Source organism: Devosia sp. XK-2 (assembly GCF_037113415.1).
Lineage (GTDB): Bacteria > Pseudomonadota > Alphaproteobacteria > Rhizobiales > Devosiaceae > Devosia.
Window position 1 is genome coordinate 3,576,703 of the sequence record NZ_CP146608.1, and the last position, 21,148, is coordinate 3,597,850.

The 21,148-nt window shown below is 61.2% G+C and carries 25 protein-coding genes; 12 read left to right on the forward strand and 13 right to left on the reverse strand.

Going from position 1 to position 21,148, the window contains the following annotated elements:
- Position 1: 1 nt before the first annotated feature.
- Positions 2 to 1,024, forward strand: coding sequence for a DNA polymerase III subunit delta (gene holA / locus V8Z65_RS17595; protein WP_338721450.1), 1,023 nt, complete (start codon positions 2 to 4; stop codon positions 1,022 to 1,024).
- 72 nt (positions 1,025 to 1,096) lie between these two features.
- Here the strand turns inward: holA and V8Z65_RS17600 are convergent, their stop codons facing one another.
- From V8Z65_RS17600 to hemE, 8 genes are all read right to left on the reverse strand, one after another.
- Positions 1,097 to 1,972 (reverse strand): ParB/RepB/Spo0J family partition protein, encoded by an 876-nt coding sequence (locus tag V8Z65_RS17600; protein ID WP_338721452.1) that lies wholly within the window; start codon positions 1,970 to 1,972, stop codon positions 1,097 to 1,099.
- A 9-nt stretch (positions 1,973 to 1,981) separates the two neighbouring features.
- A complete protein-coding gene (locus V8Z65_RS17605; RefSeq protein ID WP_338721453.1) occupies positions 1,982 to 2,782 on the reverse strand; it encodes a ParA family protein in 801 nt (266 codons plus the stop codon).
- Between the two features lie 18 nt (positions 2,783 to 2,800).
- Positions 2,801 to 3,448, reverse strand: a complete 648-nt coding sequence (rsmG, locus tag V8Z65_RS17610) for a 16S rRNA (guanine(527)-N(7))-methyltransferase RsmG (protein ID WP_338721454.1) — start codon at positions 3,446 to 3,448, stop codon at positions 2,801 to 2,803.
- Positions 3,448 to 5,310: a tRNA uridine-5-carboxymethylaminomethyl(34) synthesis enzyme MnmG gene (gene mnmG, locus V8Z65_RS17615; RefSeq protein WP_338721455.1), complete on the reverse strand. Its 1,863-nt coding sequence runs from the start codon at positions 5,308 to 5,310 to the stop codon at positions 3,448 to 3,450. Before mnmG ends, rsmG begins: the two co-directional genes overlap by 1 nt.
- A 93-nt stretch (positions 5,311 to 5,403) precedes the next feature.
- Entirely contained in the window at positions 5,404 to 6,696 is a 1,293-nt protein-coding gene (gene mnmE / locus V8Z65_RS17620) for a tRNA uridine-5-carboxymethylaminomethyl(34) synthesis GTPase MnmE (RefSeq protein WP_338721456.1), read from the reverse strand.
- Between the two features lie 24 nt (positions 6,697 to 6,720).
- Complete coding sequence (rho, locus tag V8Z65_RS17625; protein ID WP_297111355.1) at positions 6,721 to 7,986, reverse strand: transcription termination factor Rho; 1,266 nt, start codon at positions 7,984 to 7,986, stop codon at positions 6,721 to 6,723.
- Positions 7,987 to 8,270: 284 nt separating this feature from the next.
- On the reverse strand, positions 8,271 to 8,699 hold the full coding sequence (gene hemJ, locus V8Z65_RS17630) for a protoporphyrinogen oxidase HemJ (RefSeq protein ID WP_338721458.1): 429 nt from the start codon (positions 8,697 to 8,699) through the stop codon (positions 8,271 to 8,273).
- 42 nt (positions 8,700 to 8,741) lie between these two features.
- A complete protein-coding gene (gene hemE / locus V8Z65_RS17635; RefSeq protein ID WP_338721459.1) occupies positions 8,742 to 9,776 on the reverse strand; it encodes a uroporphyrinogen decarboxylase in 1,035 nt (344 codons plus the stop codon).
- 440 nt (positions 9,777 to 10,216) lie between these two features.
- Between hemE and V8Z65_RS17640 the strand changes: the two genes are divergently transcribed.
- Genes V8Z65_RS17640 through dnaQ form a run of 4 tightly spaced genes read left to right on the forward strand, consistent with a single transcriptional unit; the run spans position 10,217 to position 12,957 of the window.
- Positions 10,217 to 10,819 carry a Maf family protein gene (locus V8Z65_RS17640; protein ID WP_338721460.1) on the forward strand — a complete coding sequence of 201 codons (603 nt, stop codon included), beginning with the start codon at positions 10,217 to 10,219 and terminating at the stop codon, positions 10,817 to 10,819.
- Positions 10,820 to 10,822: 3 nt separating this feature from the next.
- Positions 10,823 to 11,653 carry a shikimate dehydrogenase gene (locus V8Z65_RS17645; RefSeq protein ID WP_338721461.1) on the forward strand — a complete coding sequence of 277 codons (831 nt, stop codon included), beginning with the start codon at positions 10,823 to 10,825 and terminating at the stop codon, positions 11,651 to 11,653.
- Positions 11,654 to 11,656: 3 nt separating this feature from the next.
- Positions 11,657 to 12,253: a dephospho-CoA kinase gene (gene coaE, locus V8Z65_RS17650; RefSeq protein ID WP_338721462.1), complete on the forward strand. Its 597-nt coding sequence runs from the start codon at positions 11,657 to 11,659 to the stop codon at positions 12,251 to 12,253.
- Positions 12,253 to 12,957, forward strand: coding sequence for a DNA polymerase III subunit epsilon (gene dnaQ, locus V8Z65_RS17655; RefSeq protein ID WP_338724069.1), 705 nt, complete (start codon positions 12,253 to 12,255; stop codon positions 12,955 to 12,957). The genes coaE and dnaQ overlap by 1 nt, the downstream gene beginning before the upstream one ends.
- A gap of 71 nt (positions 12,958 to 13,028) precedes the next feature.
- Here the strand turns inward: dnaQ and secB are convergent, their stop codons facing one another.
- Both secB and V8Z65_RS17665 read right to left on the reverse strand, forming a co-directional pair.
- Positions 13,029 to 13,538 carry a protein-export chaperone SecB gene (gene secB, locus V8Z65_RS17660; RefSeq protein WP_338721464.1) on the reverse strand — a complete coding sequence of 170 codons (510 nt, stop codon included), beginning with the start codon at positions 13,536 to 13,538 and terminating at the stop codon, positions 13,029 to 13,031.
- Positions 13,539 to 13,621: 83 nt separating this feature from the next.
- Positions 13,622 to 14,086, reverse strand: a complete 465-nt coding sequence (locus V8Z65_RS17665) for an FxsA family protein (RefSeq protein ID WP_338721466.1) — start codon at positions 14,084 to 14,086, stop codon at positions 13,622 to 13,624.
- A gap of 171 nt (positions 14,087 to 14,257) precedes the next feature.
- Here V8Z65_RS17665 and V8Z65_RS17670 point away from each other — a divergent pair, with 171 nt between their 5' ends.
- From V8Z65_RS17670 to V8Z65_RS17680, 3 genes are read left to right on the forward strand one after another with little or no spacing between them, the layout of a single operon-like run.
- Positions 14,258 to 14,980, forward strand: a complete 723-nt coding sequence (locus tag V8Z65_RS17670; protein ID WP_338721467.1) for a Tim44/TimA family putative adaptor protein — start codon at positions 14,258 to 14,260, stop codon at positions 14,978 to 14,980.
- Positions 14,981 to 15,001: 21 nt separating this feature from the next.
- On the forward strand, positions 15,002 to 15,583 hold the full coding sequence (locus tag V8Z65_RS17675) for a Smr/MutS family protein (RefSeq protein WP_338721468.1): 582 nt from the start codon (positions 15,002 to 15,004) through the stop codon (positions 15,581 to 15,583).
- Complete coding sequence (locus V8Z65_RS17680) at positions 15,580 to 15,948, forward strand: helix-turn-helix transcriptional regulator (protein ID WP_338721469.1); 369 nt, start codon at positions 15,580 to 15,582, stop codon at positions 15,946 to 15,948. The genes V8Z65_RS17675 and V8Z65_RS17680 overlap by 4 nt, the downstream gene beginning before the upstream one ends.
- Positions 15,949 to 16,019: 71 nt before the next feature.
- Here the strand turns inward: V8Z65_RS17680 and hslU are convergent, their stop codons facing one another.
- The 3 genes from hslU to hslV are packed head-to-tail and all read right to left on the reverse strand — an operon-like array spanning position 16,020 to position 18,422.
- A complete protein-coding gene (gene hslU / locus V8Z65_RS17685; protein ID WP_338721470.1) occupies positions 16,020 to 17,330 on the reverse strand; it encodes an ATP-dependent protease ATPase subunit HslU in 1,311 nt (436 codons plus the stop codon).
- Positions 17,331 to 17,332: 2 nt separating this feature from the next.
- A complete protein-coding gene (locus V8Z65_RS17690) occupies positions 17,333 to 17,863 on the reverse strand; it encodes a GNAT family N-acetyltransferase (RefSeq protein ID WP_338721472.1) in 531 nt (176 codons plus the stop codon).
- Positions 17,864 to 17,867: 4 nt separating this feature from the next.
- Positions 17,868 to 18,422, reverse strand: a complete 555-nt coding sequence (gene hslV / locus V8Z65_RS17695) for an ATP-dependent protease subunit HslV (protein ID WP_338721474.1) — start codon at positions 18,420 to 18,422, stop codon at positions 17,868 to 17,870.
- A gap of 199 nt (positions 18,423 to 18,621) precedes the next feature.
- Here hslV and hisB point away from each other — a divergent pair, with 199 nt between their 5' ends.
- The 4 genes from hisB to hisA all read left to right on the forward strand — a co-directional run bounded on the left by hisB (position 18,622) and on the right by hisA (position 21,143).
- Positions 18,622 to 19,209, forward strand: a complete 588-nt coding sequence (hisB, locus tag V8Z65_RS17700; RefSeq protein WP_338721476.1) for an imidazoleglycerol-phosphate dehydratase HisB — start codon at positions 18,622 to 18,624, stop codon at positions 19,207 to 19,209.
- 208 nt (positions 19,210 to 19,417) lie between these two features.
- Positions 19,418 to 19,768 (forward strand): DUF2628 domain-containing protein, encoded by a 351-nt coding sequence (locus V8Z65_RS17705; RefSeq protein ID WP_338721477.1) that lies wholly within the window; start codon positions 19,418 to 19,420, stop codon positions 19,766 to 19,768.
- Positions 19,765 to 20,418, forward strand: coding sequence for an imidazole glycerol phosphate synthase subunit HisH (gene hisH, locus V8Z65_RS17710; RefSeq protein WP_338721479.1), 654 nt, complete (start codon positions 19,765 to 19,767; stop codon positions 20,416 to 20,418). Before V8Z65_RS17705 ends, hisH begins: the two co-directional genes overlap by 4 nt.
- Positions 20,415 to 21,143, forward strand: a complete 729-nt coding sequence (gene hisA, locus V8Z65_RS17715) for a 1-(5-phosphoribosyl)-5-[(5-phosphoribosylamino)methylideneamino]imidazole-4-carboxamide isomerase (RefSeq protein ID WP_338724070.1) — start codon at positions 20,415 to 20,417, stop codon at positions 21,141 to 21,143. The genes hisH and hisA overlap by 4 nt, the downstream gene beginning before the upstream one ends.
- Positions 21,144 to 21,148 lie beyond the last annotated feature (5 nt).

Sequence of the window (21,148 nt, forward strand, 5' to 3'; positions counted from 1 at the left end):
CATGACGGCGCTCAAGGCCCATGAAGTGGCGCGCTTTTCAGCGCGCCCCGATCTCAGCGAGGGGATTTTCCTCGCCTATGGGCCCGATGGTGGCCTCGTCCGCGAGACCGCTCAGCGCCTCATCCGCTTTCTCAGCGGCGACGATCCCGCATCCGCCAATGTGACGATCTTCGATGGGCCGGAACTGGCGTCCGACCCGTCGCAATTGGTTCTCGAAGCGCGCTCCGTCTCGCTCTTCGGCGGTAAACGCATCATCCGCGTGCGCAATGCCACCAAGGCGCTGGTCATGCCGCTGACCGAACTGCGCGACGATCCGGGCGGCACCGCTATCGTCCTCGAGGCAGATAATCTGACGCCGCGCGATGCCCTGCGCTCGCTGGTGGAAGCCGCCAAGCTTGGCCGCGCTTTGCCCTGCTATCCGGATTCGGACGAAACCCTGATGGCGCTGATGCGCGAGACCTTCAACCAGGCCGGCATCAAGGCGGACAGCGACGTCGTGCCCACATTGCGCGAAATTCTGGGCAATGACCGCGAAGTGACCCGGCGCGAGCTTGAAAAGCTCACGCTTTACGCCGCCGCGAGCAAGGCCCTGACCCGCGAGGACGTCTTGCTGCTCTGTGCCGACAATGGCGCCCTGGCCATTGACGCCATTCTCGACGCCACGGGCGGCGGCCACGCGGAACGGCTTGAACTGGCCCTCAACCGGGCCCTGGCAGCCAATGTCAATCCGCAGCAGCTCCTGGCCATGCTGACCAATCACTTTGCCAATCTCCGGCGCTGGCGCACCGAGGTGGATGCCGGAAAGAGCGCGCGCGCCGTGCTGGACGGGCAGCGCCCCAAGCCGCATTTCTCGCGCATGGGCGCCCTGGAGCAGCAATTGCGCCTCTGGACCGATCCGGCCCTGGCGCAGGCCAGCGAGCGGCTCTTGCAGGGCGTGTCCGACTCGCGCCGGCGCCCGGCCCTGGCCGAGGCGGTTTTACGCCGCACCACCCTGGCGCTGTGCATGATGGCCGCTACGCATTGATCGCCTCGGCACTGACGCAAAAAACCGCCCTATATGGGCGGTTTCACGTGGAACAGCTTTAAATTCAGCGCCTTAATTGGTTCGGCCAGTCAGGCGCAAGCAGATGTCGTCGAGCTGCTCGAGCGTTTTGTAGCGAATTTCGACCTTACCACCCCGTTCAGAGTGATTGAGCGCCACACTGAGGCCCAATGCGTCAGCGAGGCGCCGCTCTAGCGCCAGCGTGTCGGCGTCACGTTGCGCTGGCTCGGCCACCGGCTTGCGCTTGGGCAGGTCACGTTGCTGGCTAAGCGCCTCGGCCTCACGCACCGAAAGGCCTTTGTCGACGATCTGGCGCGCCAGAGTGGCAGGGTCCTCGACTGTGATCAAAGTCCGGGCATGCCCGGCCGTCAGCGTGCCGCTAGCCACCATGCCCCGCACATCCTCCGGCAAGCGCAGCAGCCGCAAAGTATTGGCGACATGCGAGCGGGACTTGCCGATCACCTGCGCCAGATCCTGTTGCGTATAATCGAATTGCTCGATGAGCTGGCCATAGCCCAGCGCCTCTTCGAGCGGATTGAGATCGGCGCGCTGCACATTCTCGATAATGGCCAGCTCCAGCGCTTCCTTGTCATCGACCTCGCGAACGATGACGGGAACATCATGCAGACCGGCCTTTTGCGCCGCCCGCCAGCGGCGCTCGCCAGCAATCAGCTCGAATATATTGGGATCATCGGTCGGCCGCACCAGAAGGGGCGACATCACACCCTTCTCCCGGATGGAATTGGTCAATTCCTCCAATTGCTCGGCATCGAATGTGCGTCGGGGATTAGCGCGGTTGGCAATGATGAAATCCACCGGCAACCGTTTGCTGCCCCCGGCCGATTCGGTGACCCGCGCCCCCTCCATGGCCGCCATATCGCCAATCAGGGCGGCAAGGCCCCGGCCCAAGCGCGTTGGTTTGTCGGTCATGGTAAGCTCCTAGGCAGCGTTCAGCCGCCGCTCGCGGCGGATAACTTCGGTCGCCAGGCGCAGATAGGCTTGGCTTCCGGCACATTTGAGATCATAGAGCAGCGCCGGCTTGCCATAAGACGGGGCCTCGCTCAGCCGCACATTGCGGGGGATCACCGTCTCATAAACCAGCTCGCCCATTTCGCTGCGCACATCGTTTAGAACCTGTTCGCTGAGATTGTTGCGCTTGTCGAACATGGTCATCACCACGCCCTGGATCGACAGCCGTGGGTTCAGCGTCGAGCGGATCTGCTCGATGGTCTGCAGAAGTTGGCTCAGCCCCTCAAGCGCGAAGAACTCGCACTGCAGCGGCACAAGCACTGCGTCGGCCGCCACCAGCGAATTGACGGTAAGCAGGTTCAGCGAGGGCGGACAATCGATCAGGATATAGCTGATCGATTGATCATTGATGCGCAGGTCATCCAAATGCTTGAAAGCATTGCGCAATTTGAAGGCACGATCAGCCTGGTCGGCAATGGTGAGCTCCACCCCCAGCAAATCCATGGTCGAAGGCACGATGGCCACATTGGGCACGCTGGTCATGATCGCTGCCTGCGGCACGCTGGCTTCTCCTACCAGCACATCATAGGCGGAGAGGGCCCGATCCGTGCGGGAGATGCCCAAGCCCGTGGACGCATTGCCCTGCGGGTCCAGATCAACAATCAGGACGCGTTCACCAATGGCGGCCAGGGCGGTCGCCAGATTGATTGCCGTCGTCGTCTTGCCGACGCCGCCCTTCTGATTGGCCAAAGTCAAAATCCGGGGTGCCAAATTGGCCTCCGTCTGCCGCTAACGCATTGTTTTTCGGCGTAGATTCATAATCTCAACGATCACGCCGCTCGGATCGGTATCGCTTTTGCTTATTAGCACGTCATGGTGCCATTGCGCACCCGATTCCGTTAGCTCTTCAACATGTTCCCGCCCCTTATGCAGCAAGGCGCGGGTTTTCGGTCCAAAGAAAGGCGCCATCCACTCACATAATTGCGGCATGGCAGCCAAGGCCCGGGACGTGATGACATCGGGAAAGCCTGTTTCACGTGAATCAATTTCGTCGCTGCGCCGGCCGATAACCGTGACATCAAGCGCCAGTTCGCGGGCGACGGTGCGCAGGAAGCTGACCTTGCGCGCCGTTGGCTCCACCAGAACGAAACGCCGATCCGTGCCCTTGCTGCCGATTGCCAGCGGCAGTGCCGGGAAACCGCCGCCACTTCCCAGATCCAGAAATAGCCGATCCTCCGCCCCGGTCAGCGTTAAAACCTGCAGACTGTCGGCAAAATGGCGGGTCCAGACCGCACTCAATGTTTCACGTGAAACCAGATTCTGCACACCCTGCCATTTAGCCAGCAGTTTGGCATAGGATTCCAGATCGCGTCCGACCTCGTCCAGCGGCCTGGAGAAAGCGGCGGTATAGGGCGCTATCGCGCTATAGTCGGCCATCAGCTCGCCTTGGCCAATTGGCCGCGACGAATAACGGCCAGGAGCAAGGTGATGGCAGCCGGCGTCATGCCATCCATCGCCTGAGCCTGGGCAATAGTCTGAGGCCGGGCATTGGCCAGCTTGTGCCGCAATTCCATCGACAGGCCAGGTATCGTCATATAGTCCAGCCCGTCCGGGATGGCCCTTTGCTCATCCCGGCGCACGGCCTCGATATCGGCCTTTTGCCGATCGAGATAGACGGCATATTGCGCGTCGATCGCGACCTGCTCGAGAATGTCACCATCGATATCGGCCAATTGCGGCCACAGCGGAAGCAGGTCATGCGCGGAAAGATCGGGGTAGGAAAGCAGGTCGAAAGCCGACCGCCGCTTGCCATCTTCATTCACAGCCAGGCCAGCCTTGCGGGCTTCACTGGGCGAGGCGGACAGTTGATCGAGCAATTTGCGGGTTTCGGACAAGGACGACGCCCGCGCCGCAAAGACATCGCGACGCTCCACGCCCACCAGGCTGCGTGCCAGGCCCAACGGCGTCAACCGCTGATCGGCATTGTCGGCCCGCAAATGCAGACGAAATTCCGCCCGAGAAGTGAACATGCGATAGGGCTCGGTGACACCGCGCGTCACCAGATCATCGACCATGACGCCGAGATAGCTTTCAGTCCGTGACAGAATAAGCGGGTCGGCGCCCTTTGCACTCAGGGCGGCATTCGCCCCAGCAAGCAGGCCTTGGGCGCCCGCTTCCTCATAACCCGTGGTGCCGTTGATCTGGCCCGCCAGATAGAGGCCGGGTTGCTTCTTGACTTCCAATGTAGGTCGCAATTCGCGGGGATCGACATAGTCATATTCGATCGCATAACCTGGGCGAATAATGACCACATTTTCGAGCCCCGGCATGGAGCGCAGAAACGCTTCCTGCACATCGGCCGGGAGCGAGGTCGACAAGCCGTTCGGATAGACCGTGGGATCGTCCAACCCTTCAGGTTCAAGGAAAATCTGGTGGCTATCACGATCGGCAAAACGCACCACCTTGTCCTCAATGGAGGGGCAATAGCGCGGGCCGCGCGACTGGATGCGTCCCGAATACATGGCGGAACGATGCAGATTGTCCTCGATAATGCGATGGGTTTCCTGCGTCGTGCGTGTGATGTGGCACGAAATCTGCGGTGTGGTTATGGCCGATGTCAGCGCCGAAAATGCCTCCGGTGGATTGTCGCCGGGTTGTTCCTCAAGAACGGCATAGTTGATGGTCCGACCATCAAGCCGTGCTGGCGTACCTGTCTTAAGCCGCCCAAGTTGTAGCCCCAGACCTTCCAGTCGCGTCGACAAGCCGAGAACCGGCTTCTCGCCGACCCGGCCGGCCGGCACAGTCTCTTCGCCGCGGTGAATAAGCCCCCGCAGGAAGGTGCCCGTTGTCAGCACCACCGCCTTGGCGCCATAGCAGCGACCGTCCAGCAAGCGAACGCCGGTAATCGCCCCGGCGGTAACCTCGATATCGTCGACCTCGCCTTCGATCACGTCGAGATTGGGTTGCGCGCTGATCGCCGCCTGCATGGCCTGACGGTAAAGCTTGCGGTCGGCCTGGGCCCGAGGACCCCGAACGGCTGGTCCCTTGCGGCGGTTCAACACCCGAAATTGGATGCCGGCCTGATCGGCGACGCGACCCATCAACCCATCGAGCGCGTCGATTTCGCGCACGAGATGGCCTTTGCCCAAACCGCCAATCGCCGGGTTGCAGCTCATTTCACCAATGGTTGCGAAGCGGTGGGTGATCAGGGCCGTTGGGACACCCAGACGCGCTGACGCGGCCGCGGCCTCCGAGCCGGCATGGCCCCCGCCGACGACGATGACGGCATAATCAGTCATGGCAATTTCTCCGAGGCGTCTGACATAAGCCAATGTTTCACGTGAATCAATTGTCGATGCCGCCACCGCGGCAATAAGAATGTTTCACGTGAATCATTTGCCGATGCAGAAACTGGCAAAAAGCCGGTCCAGCACCCTCTCCGCATCCAGCCGGCCGATCAACCGTTCAAGCGCCGCCGATGCGCGTCTCAGGCTTTCGGCTGCCAATTCCCAATTGCCCAGCTGGTTGCGGCATTCGGCCAAAGCATCAAGCGCCGCCGTCAGCGCGGCGCTATCCCGTGCGTGGCTGACAAGCGCCGGCTCGCCGCCTGCCATATCCGCACCAAGCTCGGCCAATCGCGCAACGAGCGCCGAGAGGCCCTGCCCCGTTTCGCTGGACACCAGCAAATCGCATTCTGTGGCCGAGCCGAGATCGGCTTTGGTGCCGATAGTCAGGAGCCGCCCCTTTGTCTCCGGCCTTGTGTCATCGTCAATGTCCGCGGCCCGAAGCCAGAGCACGATGTCGGCCTCATTTATGGCCTTTTGTGCACGGCGCACGCCCTCTGCCTCGGCCCGGCTGTCGGTGTCGCGCAGGCCGGCGAGATCCAGAAGGATGAACAATTGTCCGCCAATATCGAGCGGCACTTCGCGCACATCGCGGGTCGTGCCCGCCTCGTCCGAGACGATGGCAATGTCAGAGCGGGAAAGCGCGTTGATCAGACTGGACTTGCCGGCATTGGGTGGTCCGGCCAGGGCGACGCGAATGCCCTCACGCACGATACGTCCGGATTCAACAGAGGCCAGCGCCGTGGCAATGGCGAGCTCGAGTTCGGCCATTTGCACCTGCCAGCTTTGCGGCAAGTCCTGGGCAACATCGCCCTCATCGGAAAAATCAAGTCGCGCTTCGATCTCAGCGCGCAGATCGAGCAGGATATCGCGCCAATGATCAATTTCCTGCGTCAGGCGGCCGTCATAGCGTGCCAGCGCCTGCTGCCGCTGCTTTTCCGTCTCAGCCCCTAGAAGATCGCCCAACCCTTCGATTTCGACCAGGTCCAGCTTGCCATTTTCAAAAGCGCGACGGGTGAATTCCCCGGCTTCGGCCAGTCTTAGACCCTGGTTCCGCAACTCGGCCAGAATGGCCTTCACCCCAGCCGGCGAGCCATGCACATGGAGCTCGGCGCAGTCCTCGCCGGTAAAGCTGTTGGGTCCTGGAAAAAAGACGACCAGCCCCTGGTCGAGCCGTTTGTTGCGGCCAATATGGCGCAGGCTCATCTGCCGGGGTTTCGGAACGACCCCGGCAAGCTGCTGAAGCGCCGGTTGCACCAATGGGCCTGAGAGCCTGATAACGGCCACACCTGCCGGCAGGGAGCCGGAGGAGAGCGCCATGATCGTGTCGCCCGCCTGCATGATCGGCTCCCGCCCTGCCCGGATTTAGGTATTCATCGAATCGAAGAAATCAGAGTTCGTCTTGGTCTGACGTACCTTGTCGGTGAGGAACTCCATCGCATCGATCGTCCCCATCGGATTGAGGATACGGCGCAAGACGTACATCTTGCGCAGGATATCGGATTCGACGAGCAATTCTTCCTTACGGGTACCCGACTTGTTGATGTCAATGGCTGGGAAGACGCGCTTGTCGGCGACCTTGCGGTCAAGGACGATTTCCGAGTTACCCGTGCCCTTGAATTCTTCAAAGATCACTTCGTCCATGCGCGAACCAGTATCGATCAGCGCGGTCGAAATAATGGTCAGCGAACCGCCATCCTCGATATTGCGGGCAGCGCCGAAAAAGCGCTTGGGACGCTGCAGGGCATTGGCATCAACACCGCCGGTAAGGACCTTGCCGGAGCTGGGAACCACGGTGTTATAGGCGCGGCCGAGACGCGTGATGGAATCGAGAAGGATGACGACGTCGCGCTTGTGTTCGACCAGGCGTTTGGCCTTTTCGATCACCATTTCGGCGACCTGGACGTGACGCGAGGCCGGTTCGTCAAAAGTCGAGGAAATGACTTCGCCGCGCACGGAGCGCTGCATGTCGGTCACTTCTTCGGGGCGCTCATCGATCAGCAGAACGATGAGATAGCATTCGGGATGATTGGTGGCGATCGATTGTGCAATATTCTGCAACAACACGGTCTTACCGGTGCGCGGAGGCGCAACAATCAGTGCGCGCTGTCCCTTGCCCAGCGGAGCGACCAGATCGAGCAGGCGCGCCGAGCGATCCTTGACCGTAGGATCAGGAAGCTCCATGCGGAGCCTCTCTTCGGGATAAAGCGGGGTGAGATTGTCGAAATTGACCTTGTGGCGAACCGCCTCGGGGTCTTCGAAATTGATGGTCGAAACTTTGAGAAGCGCGAAATAGCGTTCGCCTTCCTTGGGAGAGCGGATTTCGCCCTCAACCGTATCGCCAGTCCTGAGGCCGAAGCGGCGAATCTGGCTGGGACTGACATAGATGTCGTCAGGTCCGGGAAGATAGTTCGCATCGGGCGAGCGCAGGAAGCCGAAACCGTCGGGGAGCACCTCGACCACGCCTTCGCCAACGATGTTAATGTCCTGGGCGGCCAATTCCTTGAGAATGGCGAACATCAACTCCTGCTTGCGCATGGTCGACGCGTTTTCGACCTCGAGTTCCTCGGCAAACGCCAAGAGTTCAGCCGGGGATTTGGCCTTGAGCTCACTGAGCTTGATATTCTGCATGTATGCGATGGGCCCTTGAGGGATATCGATAAGACTGATCAGTCGAATGATGGGGAAGTTCGGCACCGCGCAGCAACCGGGGTGGTCGCGCATAGAGGGGATGCCTTGCCCCCATGTAGCGTGATCCGTTCACTGTTTCAAGTTGAAAGCAAATTCCGAAAACCGATTCACGTGAAACTTCGGCGTAGCTGCTGCGCAGCAAAGTCGGCCCGGTGGACCGATTTTAGCACCGAAGGCCATGAGAGCTACGCTAGAATGGCGGGGCACCAGAACAAGCCGAACCATCAAAACGGCTTCACGATCACCGCAATGACGATGACGATCGCCATGACAAACGGGATCTCGTTAATGGCCCGGTAGAATGTATGCGGCCGCATGTTGCGGTCCTGCTGGAAGGCCCGCAGCATCGATCCATACCAGCCATGCACGCCACTGAGCGCGATGACCATCACGGCTTTAAGCCACATCCAGCCCTGCGAAAAATCGACAATGCCGAGGCCGAAGGCCAGCCAGAGCCCGAAAATCCAGGTCGCGATCATCGCTGGCGTGATAATGCCGCGATAGAGCCGGCGCTCCATGATCTTGAAGGTTTCCGATTTCTCCGAGCCGACCGCACTTTCGGCGTGATAGACGAAAAGCCGGGGCAGATACATCATCCCGGCCATCCAGGCGATGACCGAAATGACATGCAGCGCCCTGACCCATTCATACATGGCAATTCCTCTATAAATCCGGGCTGGACCATCCAGCGGGCATCATTCCGCCTTGACGATCTCGATCAGCCGCTCGACATGCCCGATCGGGGTTTCGGGTACGATCCCGTGACCCAGATTGAAGATATGCGGGCGATTCTTGAAGGCTGAAAGAATGGCGCGGGCCTGGCTTTCCATCGCCTCACCCCCCACGACCAGCCGCAATGGATCAAGATTGCCCTGCACCGGCAGGTCCGGGGGCAGATGGGCATTGACGAAATCGATGGGTGTCGAAAAATCGATGCCCAGTGCATTGACGCCGGTGGTCTCGGCAAAGTGCCGGAGATTACCCGCCGCGCCGCGGGGAAAACCGATCACCGGCGCATTGGGCACACGCTGGCGCAGGCCCTCAACGATACGGCGATTGGGCTCGATCACCTGCCGGGCAAAACTGGTATCGTCCAGATTGAGCGCCCAGCTTTCGAAAAGCTGCACCACATCGGCGCCGGCCTCGAATTGGGCCGCGAGGTAATCGATGGACGTTTTCACCAGCACATCGATAAGCCTGTCGAAAGCCTTGGGATGTTCCAGCGCAAACCGCCGGGCGGTCCATTGATCGGCCGAACCGCGTCCACCCAGCATATAGGTGGCCACGGTCCAGGGCGCGCCGCAAAAGCCAATCAGGGTTTTTTCGGGCGGCAGCGCGGCGCGCAGGCGCCGCAGCGTTTCAAAAACCGGAGCCAGATGCTCCAAGGCCCGTGCTCCATCCAGCCGATCGATGGCCTTCTCGTCCAGCGGCTCGAGCAGGGGCCCCTCCCCCGTCGCGAAACGCACGCTTTGGCCCAGCGCATCGGGAATGACCAGAATATCGGAAAACAGGATTGCCGCATCGAGGTCGAAGCGCCGCAACGGCTGTAGCGTCACCTCGACCGCGAGTTCGGGCGTGTAGCAGAGCTCGAGAAAGTTCGCTGCCTTCGTGCGGGTCTCCCGATATTCGGGAAGGTAGCGACCTGCCTGGCGCATGATCCACATCGGGGGACGCTCCTGGCGCTGTCCTAGGACAGTGGCCAGAAGAGGTTTGTGCGGCACTGGAGCCATGGAGTCATCCCTTCCAAAACCCTAAAAAGAGTCTTTCTTGCTTCGCTTCTTTATCTTTATGGCGGTGTTTAGCTGGAATTCCTCTGGACCCACAATCGCGTCCCGAAGTGACACTTGCGCGCAGCCTATGGTTAACAGCTTGTGAATTGTCCGCAGACCTTACCAAAGTCTTAACGACAGCCCATTCGTTAATGAAAGGTTAAACAGGCCTATGCCGAGTCAATGATTCGATTCCGGGTGTGGATGAGCCTGCGAATATCTCGCGCTGCCCTCATCGCGCTTTCCCCACTGCTTTTCACAGCCCCCCATCGGCCAGCGCTGAAACCAATTGTTAACAAATTCGAAGCGAGGTCGAATAAACCGGGCGTGCCGGCAAACTTGTCAGAGCAAGCCACAGATCGTCCTTGAGCTGGGGATGACAGTGTGGAAAAACTTGGCCCATGCTCATTCTTGCTTCCGCCAGTTCGACCCGCAAAGCCTTGTTGCACAAGGCCGGATTGCACTTTGCCGTCCATCCGGCGACGCTCGATGAACGCACGCTCGAGCAGGACGCTCTCAATGCCGGCGGCGATGCGCGCGACATTGCCCTGTTGCTTGCCAGGTTCAAGGCCGAGACCGTGTCGGCTAGCCATCCGGGCGATCTGGTGATCGGCGCCGACCAGACCCTGGCGCTGGGCCTTGAACTTTTGCACAAGCCGGCCACACCCGATGACGCGGCCGCCCAGCTCGATCATCTGCGCGGCAAGACCCATCGCCTGCATGCCGCCGTCACCCTGGTCAGGGATGGACAATTGCTTTGGTCCGATCTGCAGACGGCCGAGCTGACCATGCGCGATTTCTCGATGGAGGAGCGGACCTCGATCATGAAGCTCGAAGGGAAGGCCCTGCTCAATTCGGTCGGCAGCTATCGGCTCGAAGGGCCGTCCATTCGCCTGTTTGAGACCATCACCGGCGACTATTTCACCATTCTCGGCCTCCCCCTGCTTCCCCTTCTGGCGGCCCTGCGCGATATCGCGCCCGACCTTCTGAATTTCCAGGATTGAGCATTGACCATTAAGGCCTTCGTCATCGGGCACCCCATCGCCCATTCCCGCTCGCCGCTCATCCATGGGACCTGGCTGGCCGAGCACGGCATTGATGGCACTTACGACGCTATCGACGCGGTGCCGGAGGCTTTGCCGGGCTTTTTTGAGCGGTTGAGGAGCGGGGCATTTGCCGGCGGCAATGTCACCATTCCCCACAAGGAGGCTGTTTTTGCCCTCTGCGACAGTGTCGACGACCTGGCGCGCAAGATCGGCGCGGTTAATACCCTGGTGGTCAGGAACGGCAAGGTGCACGGCACCAATACCGACTATCTCGGCTTTCTGGGTAATCTCGACGCCAACGCACCTGGATGGTCCGATAGTCTCAATGCCGCTCTGGTCCTGGGGGCGGGCGGCGCGGCCCGGGCCATTCTGGTGGCGCTGCAAAGCCGCAATATTCCGGTGATCCTGCTCAATCGCACGCGGGCTACGGCTGACCGCCTGGCCCAGGAATTTGGATCGGGCGGATTTACCGTCGGCACGCTGGACGATATCAACCAGCTCGCGCCCCAGGCCGGTCTTGTGGTCAACACCACATCTTTGGGCATGCATGGTACTCGTTTCGAGCAGTTCGACATCAATGTGCTGCGGCCCGGCACATTGGTGACCGATATCGTCTATAGCCCGCTCGAAACTCCGCTTCTGGCCGATGCGAGAGCGCGCGGCCTGCCGGTGGTCGATGGACTGGGCATGCTGCTGCATCAGGCCGTACCCGGCTTCGCCGCCTGGTTCGGCGTGGAGCCAAGGGTGACGCCGGCCCTGCGGGCGCGCATCGAAGCGACCCTGGATCCCTGAACCATGCGCAGAATCGGCATTACCGGCTCCATCGCCACCGGCAAATCGACGCTGCTGGCGGCGTTTGAGAAATGCGGCGTGCCGGTTTTTTCTGCCGACCAGGCGGTTGCCGATCTTTATGCCGGCAAGGCGGTCGCTCCGGTTGAACAGCTCTTTCCCGGTGTCGCGGAAAACGGCATCGTCAACCGCGCCGAACTGTCCAGGCGCCTGGCCGCCGATCCCACCGGTTTCAAACAGCTCGAGGCCGTGGTTCACCCCCTGGTGCGTGAGACTATCGCTCAATTCCTCGATAGGATGGCGGCGGACGGCCACGCCCTGGCGGCCGTGGAGGTGCCTTTGCTATTCGAAAGCGGGCATGATTATGGTTTTGACACCATTGCAGTAACCTTTGTGGACGAAACCATCCAGCGAGAGAGGATCATGGCGCGGCCGGGCATGACCGTGGAAAAGATGGAGAGCCTGCTTGCCCGGCAGATGCCGCAGGCCGAAAAGAAGGACAGGGCCGACTGGCTCTTCGATACGACCCGGCCCATTGCCGCAATCGAGGCTGAGGTCGCCGAGATCGTAGCGAAAATTCGCACCGAACGGCAGGACCGATGATCAGGGAAATCGTGCTCGACACCGAAACCACTGGCCTCTCCCCGCAGGGCGGGGACCGGCTGGTCGAAATCGGCTGCGTCGAGCTGATCAACCATATTCCCACCGGCAAGACCCATCACGTCTATATCAACCCCGAACGCTCCATGCCCGAGGAAGCCTTCCGGGTGCACGGGCTGGGCGACGACTTTCTGGCCGATAAGCCGCTGTTCAAGGCAGTGGCTGAGGATTTCCGCGCCTTTATCGGCGATGCAACGCTGGTCATCCACAATGCGCCCTTCGATATGGGTTTTCTCAATGCCGAAATGGAATGGGCCGGCCTGCCGCGTCTGACCAATGAAGTGATCGACACCGTCATGGTCGCGCGGCAAAAGCACCCCGGCGCCCGCGTTAGCCTGGATGCGCTGTGTAAGCACTACGGCATCGACAATTCCCGCCGGACCCTCCATGGCGCCCTGCTCGATAGCGAGATCCTGGCCGAAGTCTATCTCGAACTGATCGGCGGCAAGCAGGTGAGCTTGGCGCTTGTTGCCGAAGTGGAGGCCACAAGCTTCAGTGTTCAGACGCGTATTGCGGTGGCCCGCCGTCCCACGCCCCTGCCCGGCCGTATCAGCAGTGCCGAGGCTGAGGCCCATGCCGCCTTTGTCGAGAAAATGGGCGAAAGTGCAATCTGGGCGCAATATGATCAAAGCGCCATTGCCGAATAGATTGCATGACCCCGCAATGATAAAGCCCCGGCCAGGACCGGGGCTTATTTTTTACCAAGCTGGTGCCGCGATCAGTTCGGCTTGGGCGCCTCGGCGCCTGCGGCGCCACCCTGCTGGGCGGCGAGCTTGGCCAGGTTCTGCCGATAAATGGCCGAGAAATCCACCGGCTCCATCATCAGGGGCGGGAAACCGCCCTGCTGGGTGACGCTGGCCAGGACCTGACGGGCAAAGGGGAAGATCAGCCGCGGGCATTCAATCATCAGGAGCGGCGAAAGCTGGTTTTCCGGCACATTCTTGATGCGGAAAATGCCGCCATAGACCAGTTCCACATTGAACAGCACGGTCTCTTCGCGATTGGCCTTGGCATTGAGCGTGAGCTCGATGGCGTAGATTTCCTCGTTCTGCTTTTTGACGCCGACCGAGATCGACACATTGAACGCCGGATTGGCGCCGCCGCCCAGAAGCGTGCCGGGTGCGCCGGGATTTTCGAAGGAAAGGTCGCGGATATATTGACCCACAAGGTTCATGCTGGGCGCGCTGCCGGGCTGCGGCGCCGCCGCGCCCTGGTTTTCATCGGCCATTATCTGGTCCCTTTTGACTTCAAGTTCAGGCAATTGTGGCCGTGTGGCTAACACTTTTGGCTGACGCGAACAAGCGCGCCGGTCTAGTCGCGCCCTTCGCGCCAGTCCTCGTCCTTGAGCTCGATGGCCCGGGTGCCACTATCGTCGCCATTTCCCGGTCCGTCATAGCGGCGATAACTGGTGGTCGTCTCGACCACGCGGACGCGTCCGGCAAGGGTCGCGAACAGCCAGGCACGGACCGGCGGGATCAGCAAGGCCAAGGCTGCGATGTCGCTGAGAAAGCCGGGCAGCACCAGAAGGATGGCCGCCAAACCGATCAGCATGGCATCGAACATCGTGCGGCCCGGGATGGTGCCGGCATTGACGTTGTTTCTGAGGCGCGAAACCACGCCCAGGCCCTGCTGGCGCAGCAGCAGGCCGCCGGCAATGGCGGCAAGAATGACCAGCGCCAGGGTTGCCAGCACGCCGATGGCGCGGCCAACAATGATGAAGACGGCGATTTCCAACAAGGGCAGAGCCAGGACGGAAAGGGCGATCAGGCGGGGCACATGCGGCTCCTTGCGAGGTCTTTGTTCACCTTGGGGCGCGGCAAAATCGCAACTCGCCCCATCGTGAACTGGTTTCGGGCTAAAGCTTTGCCTATATATAGGCCAGATATGGCGCGGAACGAGCGCCAGCGAACTTTTTTCTCGACGCCTCACATCTAGGGTGCCCGCTTCATGGCCGAATTTCTCGATCTGCCGACACTCATCGCCATTGCCGTCGCCGTTTTCGTGCTGTTCCGGCTGCGTTCTGTGCTGGGCACGCGGACCGGCAATGAGCGTCCGCCCATCGACCGTTCTCGCTCCACCCCGACCGAGAAACAGGCCGCGGCAAACGAGGAGACCGTGGTGCCTATGCGCCCCCGTGCGGCCCAGCCCGATCTTGATGACGAACGCCGGGCCCGGAAACTCGAGGCCGAAATCGAGCAGGCCGCCGAAGGCAATGCGGACTTGGCCGCAGGGCTCAAATCCGTGGTCGCGGTGGACGCGACCTTCTCCCCCAAGAGCTTCCTTGAAGGCGCCAAGCAAGCCTATGAAATGATCGTCACCGCCTTTGCCGAAGGTGATCGCCAGACCCTCAAGAACCTGCTCGACAAGCCCATTTTCGACAGCTTCCAGCGCGCCATTGCCGAGCGCGAGGCCGAAGGCAAAAAGGTGGACTTCACCTTTGTCGGCCTGCCCCGGATCGCCATTGTCGATGCCGAATTCGACAAGAAGGACATCAATGTCACGGTCGATTTCCATGCCGAGGTGGTCTCGGCCACGCGCGACAAGGACGGCAATTTGGTTGAAGGCAATGCCGATCAGGTCCAGACCATTGCCGATGAATGGACCTTCTCGCGCAATCCCAAATCGCGCGACCCCAATTGGAAGGTCGTGGCCACCAGCCAGCTCGATTGATTTGTTGCGGCAGGCCAGACAATGTCCAAGCGTGGCTCGAAACGCCTGCCGCATGATTTCCATCTCTGGACTTCGGTTGCCGCAACGGTAGAGCCGCTGCGGCGTAAGGGCCTGCTCAAGCTTGGTTCGGGCACCCTGCCGGTGCCGGAGGCCGATCCCGAACCTCTGGTCAAAGCGCCGCCGAAACCGCTCAGAGCGGGAAAATCCTTCCTGCCGTCCTATCAGGCGCCCGCACCGGGTTCGTCGAGCGCCGAGCGCGCCGTCGATCCGGCCATTCACAAGAAGGTCCGGCGGGGACGGATCGAGATCGACGGAAAAATAGACCTGCATGGCATGACCCAGAGCGAAGCACGTGACGCTTTGCGCCGCTATATTGGGGCCCGCGCTGCACGCGGGGATAGAACAATTCTGGTGATCACCGGCAAAGGCGCGCGCACCGACAATGACTATATCGCCGCCATGACCGAGCGCGGCATTTTGCGCACCATGCTGCCCATCTGGCTGTCCGAACCGGGCCTGTCGCATCTGGTCTCGGGCTGGAGCGTGGCGGCACGCGGCCATGGCGGAGAGGGGGCGTGGTATGTGCGCCTGAGGCGGCAATGACCCCGCTCGGCGCCAAATTGCGGGCCATGCGCGAGGCGCGCGCCATTTCCTTGAAGGAAATGGCAGCGGCGCTTAACGTTTCGAGCGCCTATCTCTCGGCGCTGGAGCATGGCAAGCGCGGCCAGCCCACATCCTTTCTCCTCCATCGCATCATCGCCTTTTTCAACGTCATCTGGGACGAGGCCGAAGAGCTGCAGCGCCTGGCCGAAATCTCCGATCCCAAGGTCACGATCGATACCGGCGGCATGAGCCCGGAGGCTACCGAACTCGCCAATCGCCTGCGCGATGATATCAGCCGGTTGGGCCCCGAGGACCTGAAATTCCTGCGCGATGAAGTGGTCAAGCGGGCCGGCAAGAAGCGGTAGTCCGAATGCCAGGCTTGGTAGGGTGCGCTCCCTCGCCCTTGAGGGGAGGGAGGCGAAGGCGCGGATGCGTCCTACAGCACGAACTTGGAAAGATCCGTATCGCCGGCCAACACGCCGACCTTGTCCTTCACAAAGGCGGCGTCGATGGTCACGGTCTGTCCGGCCTTATCCGGTGCGTCGAAGGAAATTTCCTCGACCAGCCGTTCCATTACCGTCTGCAGGCGCCGCGCGCCGATATTCTCGACGCTGGAATTGACCTTGACCGCCGCATCGGCGATCGCGTCGATGGCATCCGGGGTAACCGAAAGGGTGACCCCCTCGGTTGCCATCAGCGCCACATATTGCTTGATCAGGCTCGCCTCGGTGTCGTTGAGAATGCCGATAAAGTCCTCGCGGGTCAGGGCCTGCAATTCGACCCGGATCGGCAGGCGGCCCTGCAGCTCGGGCAGGAGGTCGCTGGGCTTTGAGACATGGAAGGCGCCCGAGGCGATAAAGAGGATATGGTCGGTCTTGACCGGTCCATATTTGGTCGCAACGGTCGTGCCTTCGATCAGCGGCAAGAGATCGCGCTGCACGCCTTCACGCGACGGCCCGCCCTGAACCCCGCCCTCGCGGGCCGCGACCTTGTCGATCTCATCGATAAAGACAATGCCGTGATTTTCCACCAGCTCCACCGCTTCGGCCTTGAGCTGGTCCTGATCGAGCAATTTGTCGGCCTCTTCAGCCACCAGCGGCTCGTAGGCATCCTTGACCTTGATCTTGCGCTTGACCCCGCGCCCGCCCATGGCCTGCTTGAACATGTCCGATAGATTGATCATGCCAATGCCGCCATTGGGCATGCCGGGAATTTCAAACCCGCCAGCGCCCGGCGAGGGCTGCATTTCGATCTCGATATCCTTGTCGTCGAGCTCGTTATTGCGGAGCTTGAGGCGGAAGCTGTCGCGGGTCGAGGGCGTGGCCGAAGTGCCGACCAGCGCATCGAGAACGCGCTCTTCAGCATTGTGATGGGCCTGGGCCTGCACATCGCGTCGGCGCTTGTCGCGCAGGACGGTGATCCCGGCCTCGACCAGGTCGCGCACAATCTGCTCGACATCGCGGCCGACATAGCCGACTTCGGTAAATTTGGTGGCCTCCACCTTGACGAAGGGCGCCTGGGCCAGGCGGGCCAGGCGGCGCGAAATCTCGGTCTTGCCGACACCGGTCGGCCCGATCATCAGGATATTCTTCGGCGTGACCTCGCGGCGAAGATCGGGCGACAGCTGCTGCCGGCGCCAGCGATTCCGGAGGGCCACGGCAACGGCGCGCTTGGCATCGGCCTGGCCCACAATATGGCGGTCGAGCTCAGAGACGATCTCGCGCGGGGAAAAATTGGTTTCACTCATTGTTATGCTCCAGGTGCCTTGCTGTCGGACCCATCTGAATCCAGGAAGCGCACCATCAGGTGTTCGTCGATAAATCGACCGTTCACGAAGAGGTAGCGGGGTTCGGTGCCATAGGTTTCAAAACCGAGCCGCTGATACAGTTTGATGGCCGGGACATTTTCCGACCAGACGCCGAGATGGAGTTGCAGCACATGGTGCCTGGCATGCTCCACCAGATGCTCGACCAGGGCCTGCGCCATGCCGGTGCCGCGCTGATCGGGCCGCACATAGACCTGGATCATCCAGCCGCGATGGCGTTCCTTGGCCCCTTCATTGCGCAAAAACGCATTGATGCCGCCAAGAGTACCATCGGGTAGGACGGCGCCGAATATGGTCAGCGCCTCAAGCGTCTGCACGATCTCGTCATCCGACTTCTGCGCAAAACCCTCGGCGGTCGAAACAAAGGCTTCCGGGTGATTTGCCAGCGCTTCGTGCCTTATGGCGCGATAGGCGGCGGCGTCGCTCGGGCCAAGGCGGCGTATGGTATAGGTCACTGGCTCAAAGCTCGATGGTTTCGACCGTCACATTGCCATTGGTATAGACGCAGATCTCTTCGGCAATCTTCATGGCGCGGCGGGCGATTTCCTCGGCATCGAGCTCGGTGGCCTGATGCAAGGCCAGCGCCGCCGAATGGGCGTAATTGCCGCCCGAGCCGATGGCGATAACGCCGTGATCGGGGGTCAGCACATCGCCCGTGCCGGTCAACACAAGGGTGTCGGTCTTGTCGGCCACGATCATCATGGCCTCGAGCTTGCGCAGGTAGCGATCGGTGCGCCAGTCCTTGGCCAGTTCGACGGCCGCCCGCATCAACTGGTCGGGATATTGCTCGAGCTTGGTTTCGAGGCGCTCGAACAGGGTAAAGGCATCGGCGGTCGAGCCGGCAAAGCCGCCGATCACCTTGCCATTGGCCAGGCGCCGCACCTTTTTGGCGGTATGCTTCATCACCGTCTGGCCCATGGAAACCTGGCCGTCACCGGCCACCACCACCTTATTGCCCTTGCGGACCGAAACGATGGTCGTGCCGTGCCAGCCGGGGAAATTATTGTCACTCATCGAGAAGAATACTCCGAACTGTTGGCTGATATTTAGGGGTGCGAACCCAGATTGCAACAGACGTGCCTTTGCGCCGCACGACGGTCAGCGCCTCGCGGGGTATTATTGTAAGAGCGGAGTCCCGAGAATGACCTGCTAAACCCAATCTTCACGCGATGCTGCCTATCTGCTAGGGAACGCCGAATTTCGGAGACCTGCCATGCGCACCGCCAAGATTGCCCGCAAGACCAACGAGACCGAGATTTCCGTCTCGATCAATCTCGATGGCACTGGCGCACACAAGATGCAGACCGGCGTGGGCTTTTTCGACCACATGCTCGACCAGCTCAGCCGTCATTCGCTGATCGATATGGAGGTGACCTGCAAGGGCGACCTGCACATCGATTTCCATCACAGTGTGGAAGATGTCGGCATTGCGCTGGGTCAGGCCATCCGCGATGCGCTGGGCGACAAGAAAGGCATTCGCCGCTATGCCTCCTGCGACCTGCCCATGGACGGCACGCTGACACGCGCGGCGCTGGACGTGTCCGGCCGCGCCTTTCTCGTGTTCAAAGCCGAGTTTTCGCAAAACAAGATCGGCGAGATCGATACCGAACTCTTCCGCGAATTCTTCCAGGCCTTCGCCACCAATGCGGGCATCACGCTCCATATCGAAAACGCCTATTTCGACAACAATCACCACCTGGCCGAATCCATGTTCAAGGCGGTGGCCCGGGCCCTGCGCGAGGCCGTCGAAATCGATCCGCGTGCCGCCGACCGGGTGCCCAGCACCAAAGGCGTGCTGTAGCATTTTTGACTGGTGAGCGCCCTCGTCTTTCGAGGCCGCTGTGCGGCACCTCAGGATGAGGGCTTCCGAAGCACCAAAGTTTTGGAAGCCCTGATGGTGAGGCGCGGAGCGAAGCGTGGCCTCGAACCACGAGGCGGTACGCTCCGCCCTTCCCCCTCTGCGCATTTTGCACTAAGGGGACCCCATCTTGCCCTTGGAGTGTCCCCAATTGACCCTCTACGCCATTCTCAGATCCGATGCGGGTGCCCTCCCAAGGGCTGTGCCGGAGAAATTTTCGTGGTTCGCCGCCTTGCTGCCGCCCGTGCATGCGCTGGCCCATCGGCTCTGGGGGCAGTTGGTGCTCTATGTGCTGGGGATCGTGGCGCTGGGTTTTGCCGCCCCCTTTACTGGGGCCGATGCGGTGATCTGGCTCTATATCCTGCTGGCCATCGCCTGTGGCTTTGCCGCACCCGCAGCGCGGCAACGCGCGCTTGGCCGGCGTGGCTATGCCAAGGCCGGCTATCGCTTCGCCAGTGACCCGGACCTGGCCCGGATTGCCGCTCTGGAGGATCAGGCATGAGCAGCGTCGCCATTATCGATTATGGCGCAGGCAATCTGCGCTCTGCCGCCAAGGCCTTTGAGCGGGTAGCCGCCGCGCTCGACAATGGGTCCGAAGTGATCGTGACGGACGATCCGGAAGTGGTGCGCAGGGCCGACCGGATCATGCTGCCCGGCGTCGGCGCCTTTGCCGATTGCATGGCCGGGCTCGAGGCCGTGTCGGGCATGATCGACGCGCTCGATGAACGCGTCATCAAGGGCGGCGTGCCGTTTCTGGGCGTCTGCGTCGGCATGCAATTGCTGGCAAGCGAGGGCCGCGAAAAGGTCGTCACCAAGGGTCTGGGCTGGATTCCGGGTGCGGTGGAAAAAATCACGCCAGCCGACCCGGCTTTAAAAATCCCGCATATGGGCTGGAACACCATTGCCGCGACACGGTCGCATGCCCTGCTCGACGGGATCGCCACCGGCCCCGATGGGCTGCATGCCTATTTCGTCCACTCCTATCATTTCAGGACCGATGATCCGGCGCATCTGGTCGCGACCACCGATTATGGTGGCCCGCTGACCGCCTGTATCGGCCGCGACAATATTTTCGGCACCCAGTTCCACCCGGAAAAGAGCCAGGCGCTGGGCCTGAAGCTGATCGAGAATTTTATGAGGTGGACGCCGTGATCCTCTTCCCTGCCATCGACCTCAAGGATGGCCAATGCGTGCGTTTGAAGCTCGGCGACATGGATCAGGCCACCGTCTTCAATGACGATCCGGCTGCGCAGGCAAAGTCGTTCGAGGACCAGGGATTCGAATATCTCCACGTCGTCGATCTCAACGGCGCCTTTGCCGGCGAAAGCGTCAATGGCGCGGCCGTCGAAGCCATCCTGAAGACGGTCAAATTTCCGGTGCAGCTGGGCGGCGGCATCCGCAATCTGACCCATATCGAGAACTGGCTCGACAAGGGCCTGGCCCGCGTCATTCTCGGCACCATTGCCGTGCGCGATCCTGCGCTGGTCAAGGACGCCGCAAAGAAGTGGCCCGGCCAGGTCGCGGTAGGCATCGATGCGCGCAAGGGCATGGTGGCCGTCGAGGGCTGGGCCGAAACCTCAGAGCTTTCGGTGATCGAGCTGGCCAAGCGCTTTGAGGGCGCGGGCGTCGCTGCCATTATCTATACCGATATCGATCGGGATGGCGTGCTCGCCGGGATCAATTGGAGTTCGACCCTGGAGCTGGCGCGGGCGACGTCGATCCCGGTCATTGCCTCGGGCGGCTTGGCGTCCATGGACGATATCGAGCGCATGACGCGGCCCGAATACCAGGTGCTCGAAGGCGCCATTTCCGGCCGGGCGCTTTATGACGGGCGCATTGATTCACGTGAAGCACTGGCCAAATTGAGGGCGGCATGAACGAG